The organism is Streptomyces sp. NPDC021080 (assembly GCF_044333225.1).
Lineage (GTDB): Bacteria > Actinomycetota > Actinomycetes > Streptomycetales > Streptomycetaceae > Streptomyces.
On sequence record NZ_JBIRQM010000001.1, the window covers coordinates 344865 to 361847 of the forward strand.

A 16983-nucleotide genomic window follows, 5' to 3' on the forward strand; every position below is an offset into this window, starting at 1 on the left:
CGCCGGTTACTCCTGTTCGCTCGCGATCGCGTTGATCGCGGCTGCCGCGATCGCGCTGCCGCCGCGGCGGCCCCGTACGACCAAGTGGTCGAGAGCGGAGGGGTGTTCGGTCAGGGCCTCCTTCGACTCGGCGGCGCCCACGAAGCCCACCGGGACGCCGATGACCGCGGCCGGGCGTGGTGCGCCCTCCTCGATCAGCTCCAGGAGACGGAACAGCGCGGTGGGAGCGTTGCCGACGGCCACCACGGCGCCGTCCAGGCGGTCGCGCCACAGTTCCAGGGCCGCCGCGCTGCGCGTGGTGCCCAGTTTCGCCGCCAGGTCCGGCACCGACGGGTCGGAGAGCGTGCAGATCACCTCGTTGTCCGCGGGCAGTCGCCCCCGCGTGATCCCGCTCGCGACCATGGAGACGTCACAGAGGACCGGTGCGCCCGAACGCAGGGCTTCGCGGGCGCGGGCCACCACGTGGGGCGTGTAGGCGAGGTCACGGACCAGGTCCACCATGCCGCAGGCGTGGATCATCCGGACCGCGACCTGGCCGACGTCGGCGGGCAGGCCCGCGAGATCGGCTTCCGCGCGGATGGTGGCAAAGGACTCGCGGTAGATGGCCGCGCCGTCCTTCTCGTAGTCGAACACAGTCTTCTCGCTCATCCGTCGACGTTCCGGGTGCGTGCCGCCGCCGGAGATCCACCCGAGGGCGCGAGCACGCCGCGAGCATACAGATCATCACTCGAACGCCGGTCCGGTCGAAGCCGTCCGGGGCGAAGCCGGTGTCCGGCCCGTGGTCCGTGGTCCGGGAGACGAGCGGCGGGCAGGGGCCGGGAGCCCCTGCCCGCTCCGTGCGGCCCGGGCCGCGGTGTCCCGGGACCTGTCGGCCAGGGGATCCGGCGCGCCGTGGTGGCCGCGCGCGCCGGATCCCCGTGTCCGAGAAGGAGTGGCCTCAGGGCGAGTTCTCCGCCGCCCCGCTCAGCGACAGCGCGAACCGGCCCTCCGAGTCCGTCCACCAGTGGGTCAGGGCGAATCCCGCCGCGGCCAGTTCACCGCGGACACCGTCCGCACGGAACTTCGCCGAGATCTCGGTCCGCAGTTCCTCGCCCTCCGCGAAGTGGACCGCCAGGTCCAGCGCCGGGATCTTCACGGTCTGCGTGACACACGACCGCAGCCGCATCTCGATCCACTCGTTCTCGGGGTCCCAGAGCGCCACGTGCTCGAACGCGTCGAGGTCGAAGTCGGCGCCGAGTTCACGGTCGACGACGCTCAGCACGTTCTTGTTGAACGCGGCCGTGACCCCGGCCGCGTCGTCGTAGGCGGTGACGAGCACCGACGCGTCCTTGACCAGGTCGGTGCCGAGCAGCAGCGTGTCGCCGGGGGACAGCAGTGACCGTACGGACGCCAGGAACGTCGCGCGCTCGGCAGGCAGCAGATTGCCGATCGTGCCGCCGAGGAAGGCCACGAGCCGCGGCCCGGGGGTGTCGGGGAGCGTGAGACCGGCGGTGAAGTCGGCGATCAGAGCGTGGACGTTCAGGCCGGGCCGCTCGGCGATCAGCGCGTGACCGGCTTGGGTGAGCGCGCTCTCGCTGACGTCCACGGGCACATAGGTGTGCAGGTCCGTCATCGCGTCCAGCAGATGGCGGGTCTTGTCCGACGATCCGGAACCGAGCTCGACGAGCGTGCGCGCTCCGCTCGCCGCGGCGATCTCGCCGGCCCGCGTGAGCAGGATCTCGCGTTCCGCCCGCGTCGGGTAGTACTCGGGGAGTTCGGTGATCTTCTCGAAGAGCGCGCTGCCGTGGGCGTCGTAGAACCACTTCGGCGGGAGGGTCTTGGGCAGGTGTCCGAGGCCGTGCAGGACGTCGGCGCGCAGTGCCGCGTCCGTGGCGTCCTCGGGAAGGGTGCGGGTCAACTGGAACGGACTCACGTACGGGGCTCCTTGCGCTGTGCGGGTGCCATGTCGTCGCTCATGTCCTTGAGCGGGGTGAGCAGTACCTCGGTGCGGTTCGCGGTGAGGAGGGTGCGGTCGGGGACCTCGCGCCAGAGCGGGTCGTCGTCGTGCGGCTCGGAGGCCACGAGGGTGCGGCGGCCGGGCTCGATCAGATACCAGAGGGTGTCGCCCCAGGCGGTCGCGGTGATCGTCTCGCCGTCGGTGAGCAGCAGGTTGAGCCGGGAGCCGGGGGCCGCCTCGGCGACCTCCACGACGGTGTCGGCCAGCGCCTGGCCCTCCGTGTCGCCGGCGTGCAGCCGGTGCAGGACCAGCGCCCACACGAACGCGGAGTCGCACCGGGCCTCCAGCGACAGCAGCTCGGCCGGGGGCAGGGCCGGCGCGAGCGGGGCCAGCGTGCCCGGCCAGCCGCGGACCGCGCCGTTGTGGCTGAACAGCCAGGGGCCCGCGGCGAACGGGGCCGCGGCGGCCTCCCCGTCCGCGCCCGCCACGGTCGCGTCCCGCACCGCGGCGAGCAGCGCCCGCGTCCCGACCACCCGGGCCAGGTCCGCGAACGACTGGTCGCCCCAGATCGGACCGGTGCGCCGGTAGCGGGCCGGGACCGGGTCCCCGTCGGCGTACCAACCCACCCCGAAGCCGTCGGCGTTGACCGTCCCGTACCGCTGGCGCCGGGGTGCCCACGACTGCCGGTACAGGCTGTGCTCCGGTTGGACGAGGAGCGTGCCGATCCTCTCCTCGCTTCCCAGGTACGCCAGATGACGGCACATCAGGATTCCCCGTCGCGGGCCGTGCGGAAGCCGGAGAAGATCTGCCGCCGGATCGGATAGTCCCAGTTGCGGAACGTGCCCCGGCAGGCCACCTGGTCCACCGCGAAGGAACCGCCGCGCAGCACCTTGTACTCCGGACCGAAGAACACCTCCGAGTACTCCCGGTAGGGAAACGCGACGAACCCGGGGTAGGGCTCCAGATCGCTCGACGTCCACTCCCACACGTCGCCGATCAACTGACGTACGCCGAGCGGCGAGGCGCCCGCCGGATAGCTGCCCGCCGGGGCGGGGCGCAGATGACGCTGGCCGAGGTTGGCGTGGACCGGGGAGGGGTCCTCGTCGCCCCACGGGTAGCGCGTGGAGCGGCCGGACACCGGGTCGTGACGGGCCGCCTTCTCCCACTCGGCCTCGGTGGGCAGCCGCCGCCCGGCCCAGCGCGCGTACGCGTCGGCCTCGTACCAGCACACGTGCAGCACCGGCTCCTCGGGCGGCACGACCTCCGTCACCCCGAAGCGGCGCCGCAGCCACTGGCCGCCCTCGCGCCGCCAGAACAGCGGCGCCTCGATGCCGTGCTCGCGGATGTGCTTCCAGCCCGCGGGAGTCCACCAGCGCTCCTCGCCGTAGCCGCCGTCCTCGATGAAGGCCTGGTAGGCGGCGTTCGTGACCGGAGTGGTGTCGATGAAGAACGACGGGACCGTGCGCCGGTGCGCGGGGCGTTCGTTGTCGAGCGCCCACGGTTCGGTGGAGGTGCCCATCACGAACGGGCCCCCGGGCACCAGGACTTCGGCGGGTCCGGTGAACGGTCCGGTGGGCGCCGGGTCCGGTGCCGTGAGGGCGGCGGGCCCCCGCCGGAGCTGATGGGTGATCAGCATCGTCTCGTCGTGCTGCTGTTCGTGCTGCGCGATCATGCCGAACGCGAATCCCGATTCGGTCAGCCGGGTGCCCTCGAACGCGGCGCTCTCCAGGACGTCCAGCGCCCGGCCGCGCACCTCGGCCGCGTACGTACGGGCCTCGGCGGGCGGCAGCAGCGGCAGCGAGGGCCGTTCGGCGCGTGCGTGCTCGAACGCGTCGTAGAGCCCGTCTATCTCGGGCCGCATCGCCTCGCGCCCCGCGACCGCCCGCAGCAGCCACAGCTCCTCCTGGTTGCCGATGTGCGCGAGGTCCCACACGAGCGGGGACATCAACGGCGAGTGCTGCGCGGTCAGTTCGGGGTCCTCCACGCAGGAGGTGAGCAGGGCGGTGCGGTCGCGGGCGGTGGTGAGCGCGTCCAGGGCGCGCTGCCGGAGCGATTCCGGATCCGTGCGGTGGCCGGAGGCGGTCGTGCCGGTCATGTGCTGAGGTCCTTCCCGTCGGACAGGCCGTGCGGGCGGCCGGCCGGGCGACGCCCGGATCCGCCGTGGTGGTGAGAGGCGGCCGCGCCGACCAGGTCGTCGGCGGGGCAGCGGCCCCGGGCCACATAGCGTTCGGTGAACTCGGCCACCGCGTCCAGGACTTCGGTGGTGGCACCGAGCCGGGGCAGTGCCTCGTACGCCGCCGCGAAACAGATCGCCGCGGCCTCGCGCAGCTCCGGATCGGCCAGGCCGTACCGCGCGGCGTCGTGCCACAGCGGGTTGCGCGGCGCCGGAGCGGAGCCCGCCCGCTCCGCGAGGGGCTTGACGGTCCGGTAGGCGACCTCGGCCGCGTCCGGGTCGTCGAAGAGTGCCGCCGTCACCGCGAGCGGCACGATCCAGCCGTCCTCACCCGGCTGTGCGTCGATCATGCGGAGCTCCAGATGACCGCGCGGCCGGACCGGCGGGAACAGCGTGGTCATGTGGTAGTCGAGGTCCGTCCGGTCCGGTGGGGCCGCGGACCGGGTCCAGTCCCGGAAACTGAGGTCCTCCGGGACCTCCCAGGGTGCCTCGGCTCCCCGTACGCACATCACCGGCGCGTCCAGCACGCGCCGGGCCCAGGCCGCACGCGGGTCGCCGCCCAGGAGCGGCGCGTCGGTGCGCCCGGGGTCCATCGACGCCCACAGCGACTGACGCGTGGAACGCCAGCCGGTGCGCCGTCCGCGGGCCATCGGCGAGTGGGCGAACGCGGCCACCAGGACCGCGCCGAGCTGATGGGCCAGCCACCAGCGGCGCCCGTGCCCGAGCGGGCCCGGTTCCTCGTATCCGGCGTCCAGGCACACCTGGACCGAGGCCGACGTGCACATCATGGCGCGGCCCTCGGGCCCCGCGCGGTCGAGATACCGCTCCATGGCGTCGTACCTGGGCTCATGGAGATAGCGGCTCGGGGGGTTCCAGGGGTCCTGCCCGAAACCGCTGAGGCCGAGATCCGCCTCGCGCAGGCCTGCGCGTACGGCGTCGAGGTCGGCCGAGACGGATCGCACGCACTCCATCAGGGAGGCGGCGGGGGCGGAACTGAGCTCCAGCTGACCGCCGGGTTCGACGGTGAGCGCCGAACGCAGGGGCAGGGTCCGCAGTGCGGCATAGGCCGCTTCGAGTCGTTCGGGTGCTACGGGGAGCCGCGGCCCGCGCAGCTCGTGGACAAGCCATTCCACCTCGACACCGAGGAGGCGGGGCGGACCGGTCTTGAAGCAGATGCCACGGACCAGTGCCTCCACCTCGGCCTCGGTGACAGCGGAGCGTCGTTGCTCCGTACAGTCACTCACCGAATCGGACATGTCGGGATCCTCCTGAGATTCCACCATGCCGCCGGCCCGGGGTCTGGTGGGCCGGACCGACAATGACCGTTCCACCCAAGACCTTCTCGCCGATTCGCACAAGGGTGCAAACCGTTTCTTTCGGGACCGGGACGCACTGTTCGCGGGGCCGGGAAACTCTGTTGCGCCGCACGACCAGCATCGCTCACGATGCGTTCATGGGCACGACGGGGGAGCGCACGCAGGCCGCGCCCGTGGCGCGTACGGGGGTGGCGCCATGAGCGCGCGTCTGCGTGTGATCGCCCGGGAGACCGAGGAGATCGTGGCCGCCGGCGGCTACCGCGGCCCTTCCGGGGCCGCGGTGTCCATCGCCGCGGCCGTCGAGGCCGCGCGGGCCGGGACGCGGCTGCACGGACCGGAGCCGGTCGGGATACCGTCGGTGACGAAGGTCGTCACTTCGTACGAGGTCACGGGCGAGAGCAGTCTGGAGGCGGCCCGACGGCTGACCTCCGGGGGCGGGCACCCGGTCGCCGTGCTGAACTTCTCCTCGGCGCGCAATCCCGGCGGCGGCTATCTGAACGGGGCGCAGGCCCAGGAAGAGGCCCTGTGCCGGGCCTCCGCGCTGTACACGTGTCTGCTGCGGGCCCGGGGTTTCTACGACCATCACCGCGCCCACCGTGACGCGTTCTACACGGACCGTGTCATTCACTCACCCGGCGTACCGGTCTTCCGGGACGACCGCGGCCGACTCCTCGACGAGCCCTTCCCGGCCGGATTCCTGACCGCGGCGGCCCCGAACGCGGGGGTCGTCCTGCGGACCGCCCCGCGGCGGGCGGCCGACCTGCCGGGCGCGCTGGCGATCCGCGCCGAACGCGTCCTGGAGACCGCCGCCGCCCACGGCTACCGCCGTCTGGTCCTCGGGGCCTGGGGCTGCGGGGTGTTCCGGAACGACCCCGCCCAGGTGGCGCGGGCCTTCCACGGAGTGCTGACCGGGGGCCGCCTGGACGGGTACTTCGACCACGTGGTGTTCGGCGTCCTGGACCGCACACCGGGCCGGACCACGCACCAGGCCTTCGACCGGGTGTTCGCATCCGAACTCCGGGGAGCGTGAAGCCCCCGTCCGCACGTCCCCCTCGGTGCTTCTGATCCGGTGCGCCGCGGGCCCGTGCCGCCCGGCACCCCGTGCCCGGCGGCCCGTCCCGCCCGTCCGGTCCGGCACCGCGTGCCGGGCGACTCGTCCTGCCCGGCCCGGCACCGCGTGTTCGGCGGCTCGTCCTGCCGTGCCCGGTACCAGGCGCCGAGTGGCCCGCCCCGCGCGGCGCCGCTGTCGGTGGCGGGGGCGCTCAGCGCCAGCCGTACCGTTCCCGCAGCCGGTGCACCACGGAGTTGAACCGCATCCGGTCCAGCGCGCACGCCTCGCGCCGCATGCCCTCCTCGTGCAGCCGCATGACGCGGTCCACGTTCACCCAGGAGTCACGGCCGGTCCGGTCCCAGGGCCCGCTGCCGATCGGCACCCACTCGCGGTCGCCGTTGTGCTCCTTGCTGGAGAGCTGGACGGCGAGCAGGGTGCCCGCGACCTCCCGGGCCACGACCAGCACCGGACGGTCCTTGCCCCGGCCGTCGTTCTCCTCGAAGGGCACCCACGTCCAGACGATCTCACCGGGATCGGGGTCGCCGTCGTGCGCGGGGGAGTACTCCGTCTTCACGGGGCCGACCTCGCGGGGCTCGGCCTCGGTGGTCGCGGTGGGGCCGTAGCGGCCGGGGACGTCTTCTTCGGTCTCATCGGTAAACGCGTTCACGCGGGCCACGGTAGAGCCTGCGTCCGCGGTCCCGGCGGGCGGGTCCGGGGCCGGAGGGCTGCGCACGCGCCCGGGACCCGGTCCAACTCCCCGGCGATGCCTGCCGTACGGCGCCACGTGCGCCGGGGGAACGGCGTCGGGCGTACCGGAGTCGTGGCCCAACTCCCGTACGCCCGCGCCCTGCTGCTCAGAACTGCTGGTGCCCGTGCGCCTCAGCGCGCCGGGCTCACCCCTCCTTCTCCACGGGTACCTTCTCGCTGACCGGGGCCGCGAACCCGTTGAGTTCCGTCGCCGGGTTCTTGGCCTGGCCCCCCTCCGGGTTCATCGAGGCGAGCAACTGGCGTGCCAGGCCCAGGCCGGTGCCGCCCATGGTGAGCGCCTTGGCGAACAGGTCCGACATGCCGTCGGCGCCGTTGAGCAGCACCATGTGATCCACGTTGCCGAACGCGCTCGCGCCTGCCTGGACGATCTCCGGCCAGTGCTCGGCGAGTTGCTGGGCGACGACGGCCTCCTGGTTCTCGGCCAGCGCGGCGGCGCGGGCCTGGATGGCCTCCGCCTCCGCGAGACCCTGGGCCCGGGTCGACTCCGCCGCCGCGAGGCCCTTGGCCTGGGCGGCGGCGGCCTCGGCCTCACCGGTGGCCCGGGTCGCCTCCGCTGCCGCCGCACCCCGTGCCTTGGTCGCCTCGGCCTCGGCGTTGGCGGCCGTCTTGACCCGGGTCGCCTCCGCCGCGGCGGCCAGTTCGGTCTCCCTGGCCTTGGCCTGCGCCGCCGAGATCCGCGCGTCGCGCTCGGCCTCGGCCTGTGCCCGGATCTCGTACGCCCTCGCGTCCGCGGGCTTGCGGACGTCCGCCTGGAGCTGCTGCTCGCGGCGGTGCGCCTCGAGCTCGGCGACCCGGGTCTCCTGGACGACGACGTCCTGCTGAGCCGCGGCCGCCGCGAGCGGGCCGGCCATCTGGGCCGTCGCCGCCGCCTTGTCCCGCTCGGCCTGGTAACCGGCCTGCTGGATCTCGCTGTCCCGGGTCGCCTCCGACATCCGCGCCGCGGCCTTCTGCTCGGCCTCGGTGGCCAGCCGGTTCGCCTCGGCCTGCGCGATACGCGCGTCACGCTGCACGGCGGCGGCGTGCGGCATGGCCAGGTTCCGGATGTACCCGGTCGGGTCCTCGATCTCGTGGATCTGCAGCGAGTCGACGATCAGACCGAGCTTCTCCATCTCCGTGCCGCACGCGGCCCGGGTCTGACCGGTGAGCTTCTCCCGGTCGCGGATCATGTCCTCGACGGTCAGACCGCCGACGATGGACCGCAGATGACCCGCGAACACGTTGTGCACGCGCTCCGCCATCATCTTCTGCTGGTCGAGGAAACGGCGCCCCGCGTTGGCGATCGACACGAAGTCGTCGCCCACCTTGAAGATGACCACGCCCCGCACCTTGAGCGGAATGCCCTGGGTGGTCACGCAGTCCACGTGCAGTTCGGTCTCGTTGAGGTCGAGGGAGATCTTCCGCACCGCCTGGACACCCGGCAGCACCAGCGTGCCGCGGCCCGTCACGATCCGGAATCCCATACCTTCTTCGAGGCCTTCGGTCCGATGCTTCGAACCGGAGATGATCAACGCTTCGTTGGGCTCCGCGACTCGCCACATGAGCTTGAAGACCACAACGATGAAGATCAGTGCGAGGACAACCGTCCCCGCCACGACGCCGATGACCATCGGCATACGCCCCCTTTGCATGGTGCCCTTTCGGCACCGAACGAACGGGAGTGTGCTCCTCGCCGACGCGCGGGTACAGAGCTCGGCGAATCCTTGTTGCGTTCTTGACGCATACGGCTCTCACCTGGGACGAGTGCAGCTCAACTGTCGTATGGACAGGGCGAGTTCGCCTGTCATTTCCTCGGATTGCCGGATTGCCGGATTGCCGGATTGCCCGGTTCGGGGATCACCGGCGTCGTCGCCGGCCGTCGCTCGCGGAGCCGGGTGGTCGCGCCGGGCGGTCAGCCGTCGTACGCGGCCGAGACGTACACCGTGCGCGGGGGCAGGTACTCCACCACCATCACCACCGTGCCCCGCTCGATGCGGTCCTGCGGCGCGGCCGGATACGCGAGGAAGTGCTCGGCACCGCCACGCACCCGGACGATCACCTCGCCGACGAGCCCGGGGCCGACCGTGCCGGTGACCCGTCCCATCAAACCGACCATCGAGGCATCGTCCATGGTCACAGGGTAAGGCTCGAACTCCGCTATGCGGCCGGGGAGTCCGCGACGGCTTCCCGCGGAGGCCACAGCTCGTGCCAGCGAAGGTCCGCCTCCAACTGCGCGGCCAGCGACACCAGCAGCGGTTCGCTGTCCGCCGGGCCGAGCAACTGCGCGCCGACCGGGAGTCCTTCGCCGACGAAGCCCGCGGGGACGTTGACGCCCGGCCAGCCGAGGACGTTCCACGGCCAGGCATACGGGCAGGCCGCGATCATGGCGCGGTCGGTGCGGACGCCGCTCAGGCCGAGCATCGAGCCGATCCGCGGCGGGGGAGCGGCGGTCGTCGGGGCGAGCAGCACGTCGTAGGTGCCGAAGAGCGCGCCGACGCGCCGCTGCAGCCCCACCTCGGCCCGGCGGGCCACCCGCAGCGGCGCACCGCCGAGCAGCCGGCCGAGGCGCGCCGCGCCGTGGGTGCGCCGGTCGAGGAGTTCGGGGAACGGCACGGCGCGCACGTGTTCGGCGATGCCTGCCGTGGCGCGCGGGACGAACGTGAGCCCGATAGGCCCGTAGCGCGGGTCGGCCTCCTCGACCGTGTGCCCGAGCGCGGCGAGCCGCTCCGCGAGTGCCAGGACCTTCGCCCGTACGGCGGGATCGAGCCGCGCGGGCAGCGCGGTGAAGGGCGGTTTCAGCGACAGCGCGATGCGCAGCCGGCCCGGATCGCGGCCCACGGCGTCGCTGACGCGCAGCGTGGCGGGGCGATGCAGATCGCCCGCGTGGCTGCCGCTCGCCGCGTCCAGCAGCAGGGCCGCGTCCGCGACGGTGCGGGCGAGCGTGCCGTTGACCGTGATGCCCTGGAAGGACTCCGGGCGCGGCCAGGTCGAGATCCGGCCGCGCTGCGGCTTGATGCCGACCAGATGGGTCCAGGCGGCCGGGATGCGCACGGAGCCCGCCCCGTCCGAGCCCAGCGCCGCGGGCACCAGGCCCGCGGCCACGGCGGCGGCGGAACCGCCGGACGAACCGCCCGGGGTGTGCCCGTGGTGCCAGGGGTTGCGGGTCGCGCCGAAGGCCGGGCCCTCGGTGAAGGGCCACTGGCCCAGCTCGCAGGCGTTGGTCTTGCCGACCACGACGGCCCCGGCCGCGCGCAGCCGGCGGACCGCCTCGCCGTCCTCGGCCACCGGCGGGAAGTCCCCGGGGCAGCCGAACGCGGTCGGCTCGCCCGCCACGTCCATGTCGTCCTTGACCGCGACCGGTACCCCGAGCAGGGGCCGCCGCCCGCCCGCCGCGAGTTCCTCGTCCGCCGCGTCGGCCTCCGCGAGCGCGGCCTCGGTGCGTACCAGCCGGAAGGCGTTCACGGTGGGCCGGGCGGCCTCGATCCGGGCGAGCGCCCGCTCGACCAGCTCGCGCGAAGTCACCTCACCCGCGGCCAGCGCACGCGCGCTCTCCGTCAGTCCTGGGGCACGGTCGGGAGCCATCCGGGTCACCTCCGAAGCGGTTGTCTACCGAACGGTAACCTCTGGGTGGGCGCGGCGATACAGGACCATCAACCTCCTTTACGGAAGCGGGAGTTCCGTCAACGGGGGAGTCGATCGGGTGCCCTGCGCGAGGCGGCGCCCCGGCCCTCTGCAAGGATGCCTCGCGTCATGGTGCAGATACCGAAACAGTCCGCCCAGCCGGCGCCCGTACGACGGCCCGTACCGACCAGTGCCGACGTGGCACGCCTCGCGGGTGTCTCCCGCGCGACCGTCTCGTACGTCCTGAACAACGCCAGCGCCGTCCGGATCAGCGAACCCACCCGGCGCCGGGTCCGCGAGGCCGCGGAGGAACTCGGGTACGTTCCGCACGCGGCCGCCCGCAGTCTGCGCGCCGGACACAGCCGCATGGTCCTGATGCCCGCCCCGGCCGTCCCCGTGGGCCCGCTCTACCACCGGTTCTTCGCCGAACTCCAGTCGGCGCTCGGCCGGCTCGACTACACCGTCGTGCAGTACGGCAGTGTCGGCCTGTGCGGGGACGAGGCCGCCCGCGCCTGGGCCGAGCTGCGCCCGGCCGCCGTCCTGGTGCCCGGCAGCGGCCTCGGAGCCCAGGGCGTGGCCGTCCTCAAGCGGGCCGGCGCCCGTGCCGTGGTCACCCTGGGCCCCGAACGGGTCGAGGGCGCCCACGCGTTGCTCATGAATCACGATCGGGTCGGCCACTGCGCGGGTGTCCATCTGCTGTCCCGGGGCCGCCGCCGCATCGGTGTGGTGATGCCCGAGGAGAGCGGCCTGGAGATCTTCTCCAGGCCCCGCCTCGACGGCGTCCGGCGGGCCCTGAGCGGCACGGACGCGACGGTGACCGAACTGCCGCTGGCGTACGAGGAGGAGGCCGCCGCCCGGCTGGCGGCGCGCTGGCCCGCCCTCGGCCTCGACGCCGTCTTCGGGTACAACGACGAGTACGCGATGCTGCTCATGCGCGCCCTTCAGGACGAAGGCGTCGCCGTGCCCGACGAGACCGCCGTCGTCGGCGCCGACGACCTCATGCTCGGCCGGCTGCTCAGGCCCCGGCTGAGCACCGTGCACCTCGACCTGCCCTCCGGCCGTGACCTGGCCGAACTGGTCGACCGGGTGGTCCGTGAGCCGGGTGCCGGACCCGAGACGCACGAGGTTCTGGGTGCACGCGTCGTGCACCGGGAGTCGAGCTGAGAGAGGCTGGTTCCGCGACGGGCGCGCTCGCCCCGGCGCGGCACCGGGCCTGTCCGCCCGGCCCGTGCGCGGCCGGGACGGTTTCCGACCGGGCCGGGCCGGGCCGGGACTCGGTGCCGGAGCCCGGCCCCGGCGGCATCGGACAGCGGAGGCATGACATGCGGACCACCGTCGGCATCATCGGCGCGGGGCCGGCCGGGCTCCTGCTGGCCCGGCTGCTGCACCGGACGGGGATCGACTGCGTCGTCCTGGAGAGCAGGACCCGCGCGTACGTCGAGCGGCGCCAGCGGGCCGGCATGCTGGAGCAGGGCACGGTCGACGTCCTGCGCGCGTGCGGAGCGGGCGCGCGGCTGGACGCCGAGGGCCTGGTCCACCACGGGATCGAGCTGCGCTTCGAGCGGGAGCGCCACCACGTCGACTTCCCCGGGCTCACCGGCGGCCGGACCGTCACGATCTACGCCCAGACGGAGATCGTGAAGGACCTGGTCGCTCTCCAACTCGCTGACGGGCCACCCCTGTTGTTCGAGGCCGAGGCGCTCGTCGTGGAGCATCCGGAGAGCGTCTCGCCCGCCGTACGATTCACGCACGAGGGGCGCGAGCGGACACTGACCTGTGACTGGGTGGTGGGCTGCGACGGCGGCCACGGCGTCGCGCGCGCCGCGTTCCCGGCCGGGACGGGCCGTACGTACGCACACGACTACCCGTACTCCTGGCTCGGCATCCTCGCCGATGTACCGCCCTCCTGCGAGGAGTTGATCTACGCCCGGGGTGCCGGCGGCTTCGCCCTGCACAGCATGCGCTCCCCGTCGGTGTCCCGGCTCTACCTCCAGGTCCCGAACGGCACCGACACCGGCGACTGGCCCGACGAGCGCGTCTGGGACGAACTGGCCGCGCGCTTCGCGGTCGACGCGGACTGGCGGCTGGAACGCGGGCCCGTGACCGACAAGTCGGTCACTCCCATGCGCAGTTGGGTCCACGAGCCGATGCGCCACGGGCGGCTTTTCCTGGCCGGGGACGCCGCCCACGTCGTGCCGCCGACGGGGGCCAAGGGGCTCAACCTCGCGGTGTCCGACGTACGGCTCCTGGCGCGCGGATTCGCCGAGCTGCACCACTCCGGGTCTTCCGAACTCCTGGACGGCTACTCGGAGTTGGCCCTGGAACGGGTGTGGCAGGCGACGCGTTTCTCGTACGACATGACTAGAATGTTGCACGCTCAACCAGATGGGGACGCCTTCGAACACCGGATACAGCTCGCGCGACTGCGCCGGATCACGGCGTCCCGCTCCGCCGCCGCCGAACTGGCCGCGAACTACACGGGACTTCCGCTGCCCCCGGCCGCAGGGCCGCCGAGTCCCGCTGGTGATCAGTGAACGATCGGAGAGCCGACATGCCACTGCTCGACCCCACGACCTGGCAGCCCCGCCCCCTCCTGGGCGATGAGTACACCGTCACCGAGCCCGCCACCGGCGAGGGCCTCGGCACCCTCACCCTCGCCGGCGCCGAGGACATTGCGACGGCCGCGCGGACCGCCCGCGCCGCCCAGACCGAGTGGGCCGCGGCCCCGCACTTCGTCCGCGCCGCCGTACTGCGCCGGGCGGGCGACCTGTTCGCCGAGCACGCCGACGAACTGCGCGACTGGATCGTGCGGGAGTCGGGCTCCATCCCCGGCAAGGCGGACTTCGAACTGCACGTGGCCGCCCAGGAGTGCTACGAGGCGGCCGCCCTCGCCTCCCGTCCGACGGGCCAGGTCCTGCCGTCGGAGGCCCCGCGGCTGTCGTACACACGGCGCGTCCCGGTCGGGGTCGTGGGCGTGATCGCCCCCTTCAACGCGCCGCTCATCCTCTCGATCCGTTCGGTCGCCCCGGCGCTCGCGCTCGGCAACGGCGTCGTCCTGAAGCCGGATCCGCGCACGGCCGTGTGCGGCGGCCTCGCGCTCGCGGCCGTCTTCGCCGCCGCGGGCCTGCCGGACGGGCTGCTCCAGGTCGTGCCCGGCGGGCCCGGGGCTGGCAAGGCCCTGGTCGCCGACCCGCTGGTCCCGGTCATCTCCTTCACCGGCTCGACCGCCGCGGGGCGCGCGGTCGGTGAGGCGGCCGGCCGTCATCTCAAGCGCGCACACCTGGAGTTGGGCGGGAACTCCGTCCTGATCGTCCTGGAGGACGCCGATCTCGACGCGGTGATCTCCACGGCGGCCTGGGGCTCCTTCTTCCACCAGGGCCAGATCTGCATGACGACCGGCCGCCACCTGGTCCACACCTCGCTGTACGAGGAGTACGTCGAACGGCTCGCCGCCAAGGCCGACTCACTGGCCGTCGGCGACCCGCACCGCGAGCAGGTGCACCTCGGGCCCGTCATCGACGAGGCCCAACTCGCCAAGATCCGGGGGCTGGTGGAGTCCAGCACCGCGAACGGCGCGAAGCTGGCGGCGGGCGGCACGCACGAGCGGCTCTTCTACCGGCCGACCGTGCTCGCCGGGGTCGACGACACGACCCCCGCGTACGCGGAGGAGGTCTTCGGCCCGGTCGCGCCGGTCCGCTCCTTCGGCAGCCTCGACGAGGCGGCGGCCCTGGCCGCGACGGGACCGTACGGCCTCTCGCTGGGCATCGTCACCCGGGACACCGCCCGCGGCCTCGGCCTGGCCGAGCGCATCCCGACCGGAATCGCGCACATCAACGACCAGACCGTCAACGACGAGGCCGTCGCCCCTTTCGGCGGTACCGCCGCCTCCGGCACCGGGGCGCGTTTCGGCGGCGAGGCGAACCTGGATGCCTTTACCGACCTGCGGTGGACGACGGTGCGCGGGGACGTGGCGGGCTACCCGTTCTAGAGCCTCCGAGCCCCTGGCCTCCGGGCCTGGCGCGTGGGCCGGGGCCCTGGCTTTCGGCCTTGCGGGCCGAAGTCCCGGGCCCGAGCGGTCGAAGTCCCGGGCCCGAGCGCCGGGGTTCCGGGGATCGAGCGCCCCGGGTCAGGGGGGCAGGTGAGCCGCACCCCGGCCCAGGACCCGCCCGCGTTCCTCGGCCGCTCGGTGTCCCGGGCCTATTCGGCGTTCTTGGCCTGCTGGGCCGCGACCGACTTGCGCACCTCGTCCATGTCCAGCTTCCGGGCCTGCCCGATGACGTCGTCCAGAGCGGCGGCGGGCAGCGCGCCGGGCTGGGCGAAGATCGCGACCTGGTCGCGGACGATCATCAGGGTCGGGATCGACTGGATGTCGAACGCGGCCGCGAGCTCCGGCTGCGCCTCCGTGTCGACCTTGGCGAACACCAGGTCGGGGTTGGCCTCGGCGGCCTTCTCGTAGACCGGGGCGAACTGGCGGCACGGCCCGCACCAGGAGGCCCAGAAGTCGATCAGGACGAACTCGTTGTCCGTGACCGTCTGGTCGAAGTTCTCCTTGGTGAGCTCAACGGTGCTGCTCATTCGACTTCCCTCTTCCTCGTGTCCGGGTCATGCCGATCAGCACAACGCCACCCGCCGGGTGCCTATTCCGGGCCCGTACCCGTGTGGCCACGGCGCGCGCCGGCAACCAGACTGGCCCCATGACGGAAACGGAATCCATCGCCTACGACGTCGTGGTGCTCGGTGCCGGACCCGTGGGGGAGAACGTCGCCGACCGCGCCCGCGCCGCCGGCCTGTCCACCGCGGTCGTGGAGAGCGAACTGGTCGGCGGCGAGTGCTCGTACTGGGCGTGCATGCCCAGCAAGGCCCTCCTCCGCCCGGCCATCGCCCGCGCCGACGCCCGCCGCGTACCCGGCCTGTCCGCCGCCGTACAAGGTCCCCTCGACGCCTCCGCGGTCCTCGCCCACCGTGACTGGTTCACCTCGGACTGGAAGGACGACGGCCAGCTCGCCTGGCTGGACGGCATCGGCGCCGACTTCCACCGTGGACACGGGCGGCTCGCCGGACCACGCACCGTGACGGTCGACGGGCCCGACGGCGAACGGCGCCTGCTGACCGCCCGGCACGCGGTCGCCGTCTGCACCGGCACCCGCGCCCAGCTCCCCGACCTGCCGGGCCTCGCCCAGGTCAAGCCGTGGACGAGCCGCGACGCCACCAGCGCGCACGCCGTCCCCGGACGGCTGATCGTGGTGGGCGGCGGTGTCGTCGCCGCCGAGATGGCCACGGCCTGGCAGGCGCTCGGCTCACAGGTCACCCTCCTGGTGCGCGGCAAGGGACTGCTGCCCCGCATGGAGCCCTTCGCCGGGGAACTGGTCGCCGAGGCACTGGCCGAGGCGGGCGCGGACGTGCGCACCGGCACCTCGGTGACCGCCGTCTCGCGCGAGGGCTCCACGGTGGTCGCCCTCACGGACACCGGTGATCGGGTCGAGGCCGACGAGATCCTGTTCGCGACCGGCCGCGTGCCGCACACCGACGACATCGGCCTCGAGACGGTCGGCCTGGAGCCGGGCACGTGGATCGAGGTCGACGACAGCCTCCGGGCCGTCGGCAGCGAATGGCTCTACGCGGTCGGCGACGTCAACCACCGCGCGCTGCTCACCCACCAGGGCAAGTACCAGGCCCGGATCGCGGGTGCCGCCATCGCCGCCCGCGCCGCGGGAGCGCCGCTGCTGGAGACGGGCCCCTGGGGCGCGCACTCCGCGACCGCCGACCACGCGTCCGTCCCGCAGTGCGTCTTCACCGACCCGGAGGCGGCGGCCGTGGGCCTCTCCCTCGCGGAGGCCGAGCGGGCCGGCCACCGGGTCCGGGCCGTGGACGTCGACATGGCGTCGGTGGCCGGTGCCGGCCTGTACGCGGACGGCTACCGCGGCAAGGCCCGCATGGTCGTCGACCTCGACCGCGAGATCGTCCTCGGCCTCACCCTGGTCGGCCCCGGCGTCGGTGAACTCATCCACTCCGCGACCATCGCCGTCGTGGGCCAGGTGCCCGTCGACCGCCTGTGGCACGCCGTCCCGTCCTACCCGACGGTCAGCGAGGTCTGGCTGAGGCTCCTGGAGGCGTACCGGGACGCGTGAGCGCGGGGCACGGG

At 73.3% G+C, this 16983-nt stretch carries 15 protein-coding genes; 5 read left to right on the forward strand and 10 right to left on the reverse strand.

Annotated features, from left to right (window positions below; genetic code table 11):
• Positions 1-6: 6 nt before the first annotated feature.
• The 5 genes from ACH4S8_RS01495 to egtA form a co-directional block, all read right to left on the reverse strand.
• Complete coding sequence (locus ACH4S8_RS01495) at positions 7-648, reverse strand: precorrin-8X methylmutase (RefSeq protein WP_398389794.1); 642 nt, start codon at positions 646-648, stop codon at positions 7-9.
• 289 nt (positions 649-937) lie between these two features.
• Entirely contained in the window at positions 938-1912 is a 975-nt protein-coding gene (egtD, locus tag ACH4S8_RS01500) for an L-histidine N(alpha)-methyltransferase (RefSeq protein WP_398389795.1), read from the reverse strand.
• Complete coding sequence (gene egtC, locus ACH4S8_RS01505) at positions 1909-2700, reverse strand: ergothioneine biosynthesis protein EgtC (RefSeq protein WP_398389797.1); 792 nt, start codon at positions 2698-2700, stop codon at positions 1909-1911. Before egtC ends, egtD begins: the two co-directional genes overlap by 4 nt.
• Positions 2700-4031: an ergothioneine biosynthesis protein EgtB gene (gene egtB / locus ACH4S8_RS01510; RefSeq protein WP_398389799.1), complete on the reverse strand. Its 1332-nt coding sequence runs from the start codon at positions 4029-4031 to the stop codon at positions 2700-2702. Before egtB ends, egtC begins: the two co-directional genes overlap by 1 nt.
• Positions 4028-5365: an ergothioneine biosynthesis glutamate--cysteine ligase EgtA gene (gene egtA, locus ACH4S8_RS01515; RefSeq protein WP_398389801.1), complete on the reverse strand. Its 1338-nt coding sequence runs from the start codon at positions 5363-5365 to the stop codon at positions 4028-4030. Before egtA ends, egtB begins: the two co-directional genes overlap by 4 nt.
• 256 nt (positions 5366-5621) lie before the next feature.
• Here egtA and ACH4S8_RS01520 point away from each other — a divergent pair, with 256 nt between their 5' ends.
• Positions 5622-6455, forward strand: a complete 834-nt coding sequence (locus tag ACH4S8_RS01520) for a TIGR02452 family protein (protein ID WP_398389802.1) — start codon at positions 5622-5624, stop codon at positions 6453-6455.
• Between the two features lie 232 nt (positions 6456-6687).
• Here ACH4S8_RS01520 and ACH4S8_RS01525 read toward each other — a convergent pair whose 3' ends face one another.
• From ACH4S8_RS01525 to ACH4S8_RS01540, 4 genes are all read right to left on the reverse strand, one after another.
• On the reverse strand, positions 6688-7143 hold the full coding sequence (locus ACH4S8_RS01525; RefSeq protein WP_398389804.1) for a type II toxin-antitoxin system PemK/MazF family toxin: 456 nt from the start codon (positions 7141-7143) through the stop codon (positions 6688-6690).
• A gap of 226 nt (positions 7144-7369) precedes the next feature.
• A complete protein-coding gene (locus ACH4S8_RS01530) occupies positions 7370-8857 on the reverse strand; it encodes an SPFH domain-containing protein (protein ID WP_398389806.1) in 1488 nt (495 codons plus the stop codon).
• Between the two features lie 275 nt (positions 8858-9132).
• On the reverse strand, positions 9133-9351 hold the full coding sequence (locus tag ACH4S8_RS01535) for a hypothetical protein (protein WP_398389808.1): 219 nt from the start codon (positions 9349-9351) through the stop codon (positions 9133-9135).
• A gap of 26 nt (positions 9352-9377) precedes the next feature.
• Positions 9378-10802 (reverse strand): amidase, encoded by a 1425-nt coding sequence (locus tag ACH4S8_RS01540; protein ID WP_398389809.1) that lies wholly within the window; start codon positions 10800-10802, stop codon positions 9378-9380.
• Positions 10803-10970: 168 nt separating this feature from the next.
• On the opposite strand from ACH4S8_RS01540, the gene ACH4S8_RS01545 reads away from it, so the two are divergent.
• The 3 genes from ACH4S8_RS01545 to ACH4S8_RS01555 all read left to right on the forward strand — a co-directional run bounded on the left by ACH4S8_RS01545 (position 10971) and on the right by ACH4S8_RS01555 (position 14829).
• Positions 10971-12005, forward strand: coding sequence for a LacI family DNA-binding transcriptional regulator (locus ACH4S8_RS01545; protein WP_398389810.1), 1035 nt, complete (start codon positions 10971-10973; stop codon positions 12003-12005).
• 158 nt (positions 12006-12163) lie between these two features.
• Positions 12164-13375: a 4-hydroxybenzoate 3-monooxygenase gene (locus ACH4S8_RS01550; RefSeq protein ID WP_398389812.1), complete on the forward strand. Its 1212-nt coding sequence runs from the start codon at positions 12164-12166 to the stop codon at positions 13373-13375.
• A gap of 17 nt (positions 13376-13392) precedes the next feature.
• Positions 13393-14829: an aldehyde dehydrogenase family protein gene (locus tag ACH4S8_RS01555; RefSeq protein ID WP_398389814.1), complete on the forward strand. Its 1437-nt coding sequence runs from the start codon at positions 13393-13395 to the stop codon at positions 14827-14829.
• 209 nt (positions 14830-15038) lie between these two features.
• On the opposite strand, the gene trxA is transcribed toward ACH4S8_RS01555, so the two are convergent.
• Positions 15039-15416 carry a thioredoxin gene (gene trxA, locus ACH4S8_RS01560; protein ID WP_398389816.1) on the reverse strand — a complete coding sequence of 126 codons (378 nt, stop codon included), beginning with the start codon at positions 15414-15416 and terminating at the stop codon, positions 15039-15041.
• A gap of 119 nt (positions 15417-15535) precedes the next feature.
• Between trxA and ACH4S8_RS01565 the strand changes: the two genes are divergently transcribed.
• Positions 15536-16969 (forward strand): dihydrolipoyl dehydrogenase family protein, encoded by a 1434-nt coding sequence (locus tag ACH4S8_RS01565; RefSeq protein ID WP_398389817.1) that lies wholly within the window; start codon positions 15536-15538, stop codon positions 16967-16969.
• Positions 16970-16983: the final 14 nt, after the last annotated feature.

Bases quoted from the DNA above. Each gene is read 5' to 3' on its own strand.
- ACH4S8_RS01495 (WP_398389794.1), bottom strand. From the start codon at position 648: ATGAGCGAGAAGACTGTGTTCGACTACGAGAAGGACGGCGCGGCCATC.
- egtC (WP_398389797.1), bottom strand. From the start codon at position 2,700: ATGTGCCGTCATCTGGCGTACCTGGGAAGCGAGGAGAGGATCGGCACG.
- egtB (WP_398389799.1), bottom strand. From the start codon at position 4,031: ATGACCGGCACGACCGCCTCCGGCCACCGCACGGATCCGGAATCGCTC.
- egtA (WP_398389801.1), bottom strand. From the start codon at position 5,365: ATGTCCGATTCGGTGAGTGACTGTACGGAGCAACGACGCTCCGCTGTC.
- ACH4S8_RS01520 (WP_398389802.1), top strand. From the start codon at position 5,622: ATGAGCGCGCGTCTGCGTGTGATCGCCCGGGAGACCGAGGAGATCGTG.
- ACH4S8_RS01530 (WP_398389806.1), bottom strand. From the start codon at position 8,857: ATGCCGATGGTCATCGGCGTCGTGGCGGGGACGGTTGTCCTCGCACTG.
- ACH4S8_RS01535 (WP_398389808.1), bottom strand. From the start codon at position 9,351: ATGGACGATGCCTCGATGGTCGGTTTGATGGGACGGGTCACCGGCACG.
- ACH4S8_RS01540 (WP_398389809.1), bottom strand. From the start codon at position 10,802: ATGGCTCCCGACCGTGCCCCAGGACTGACGGAGAGCGCGCGTGCGCTG.
- ACH4S8_RS01545 (WP_398389810.1), top strand. From the start codon at position 10,971: ATGGTGCAGATACCGAAACAGTCCGCCCAGCCGGCGCCCGTACGACGG.
- ACH4S8_RS01550 (WP_398389812.1), top strand. From the start codon at position 12,164: ATGCGGACCACCGTCGGCATCATCGGCGCGGGGCCGGCCGGGCTCCTG.
- ACH4S8_RS01555 (WP_398389814.1), top strand. From the start codon at position 13,393: ATGCCACTGCTCGACCCCACGACCTGGCAGCCCCGCCCCCTCCTGGGC.
- trxA (WP_398389816.1), bottom strand. From the start codon at position 15,416: ATGAGCAGCACCGTTGAGCTCACCAAGGAGAACTTCGACCAGACGGTC.
- ACH4S8_RS01565 (WP_398389817.1), top strand. From the start codon at position 15,536: ATGACGGAAACGGAATCCATCGCCTACGACGTCGTGGTGCTCGGTGCC.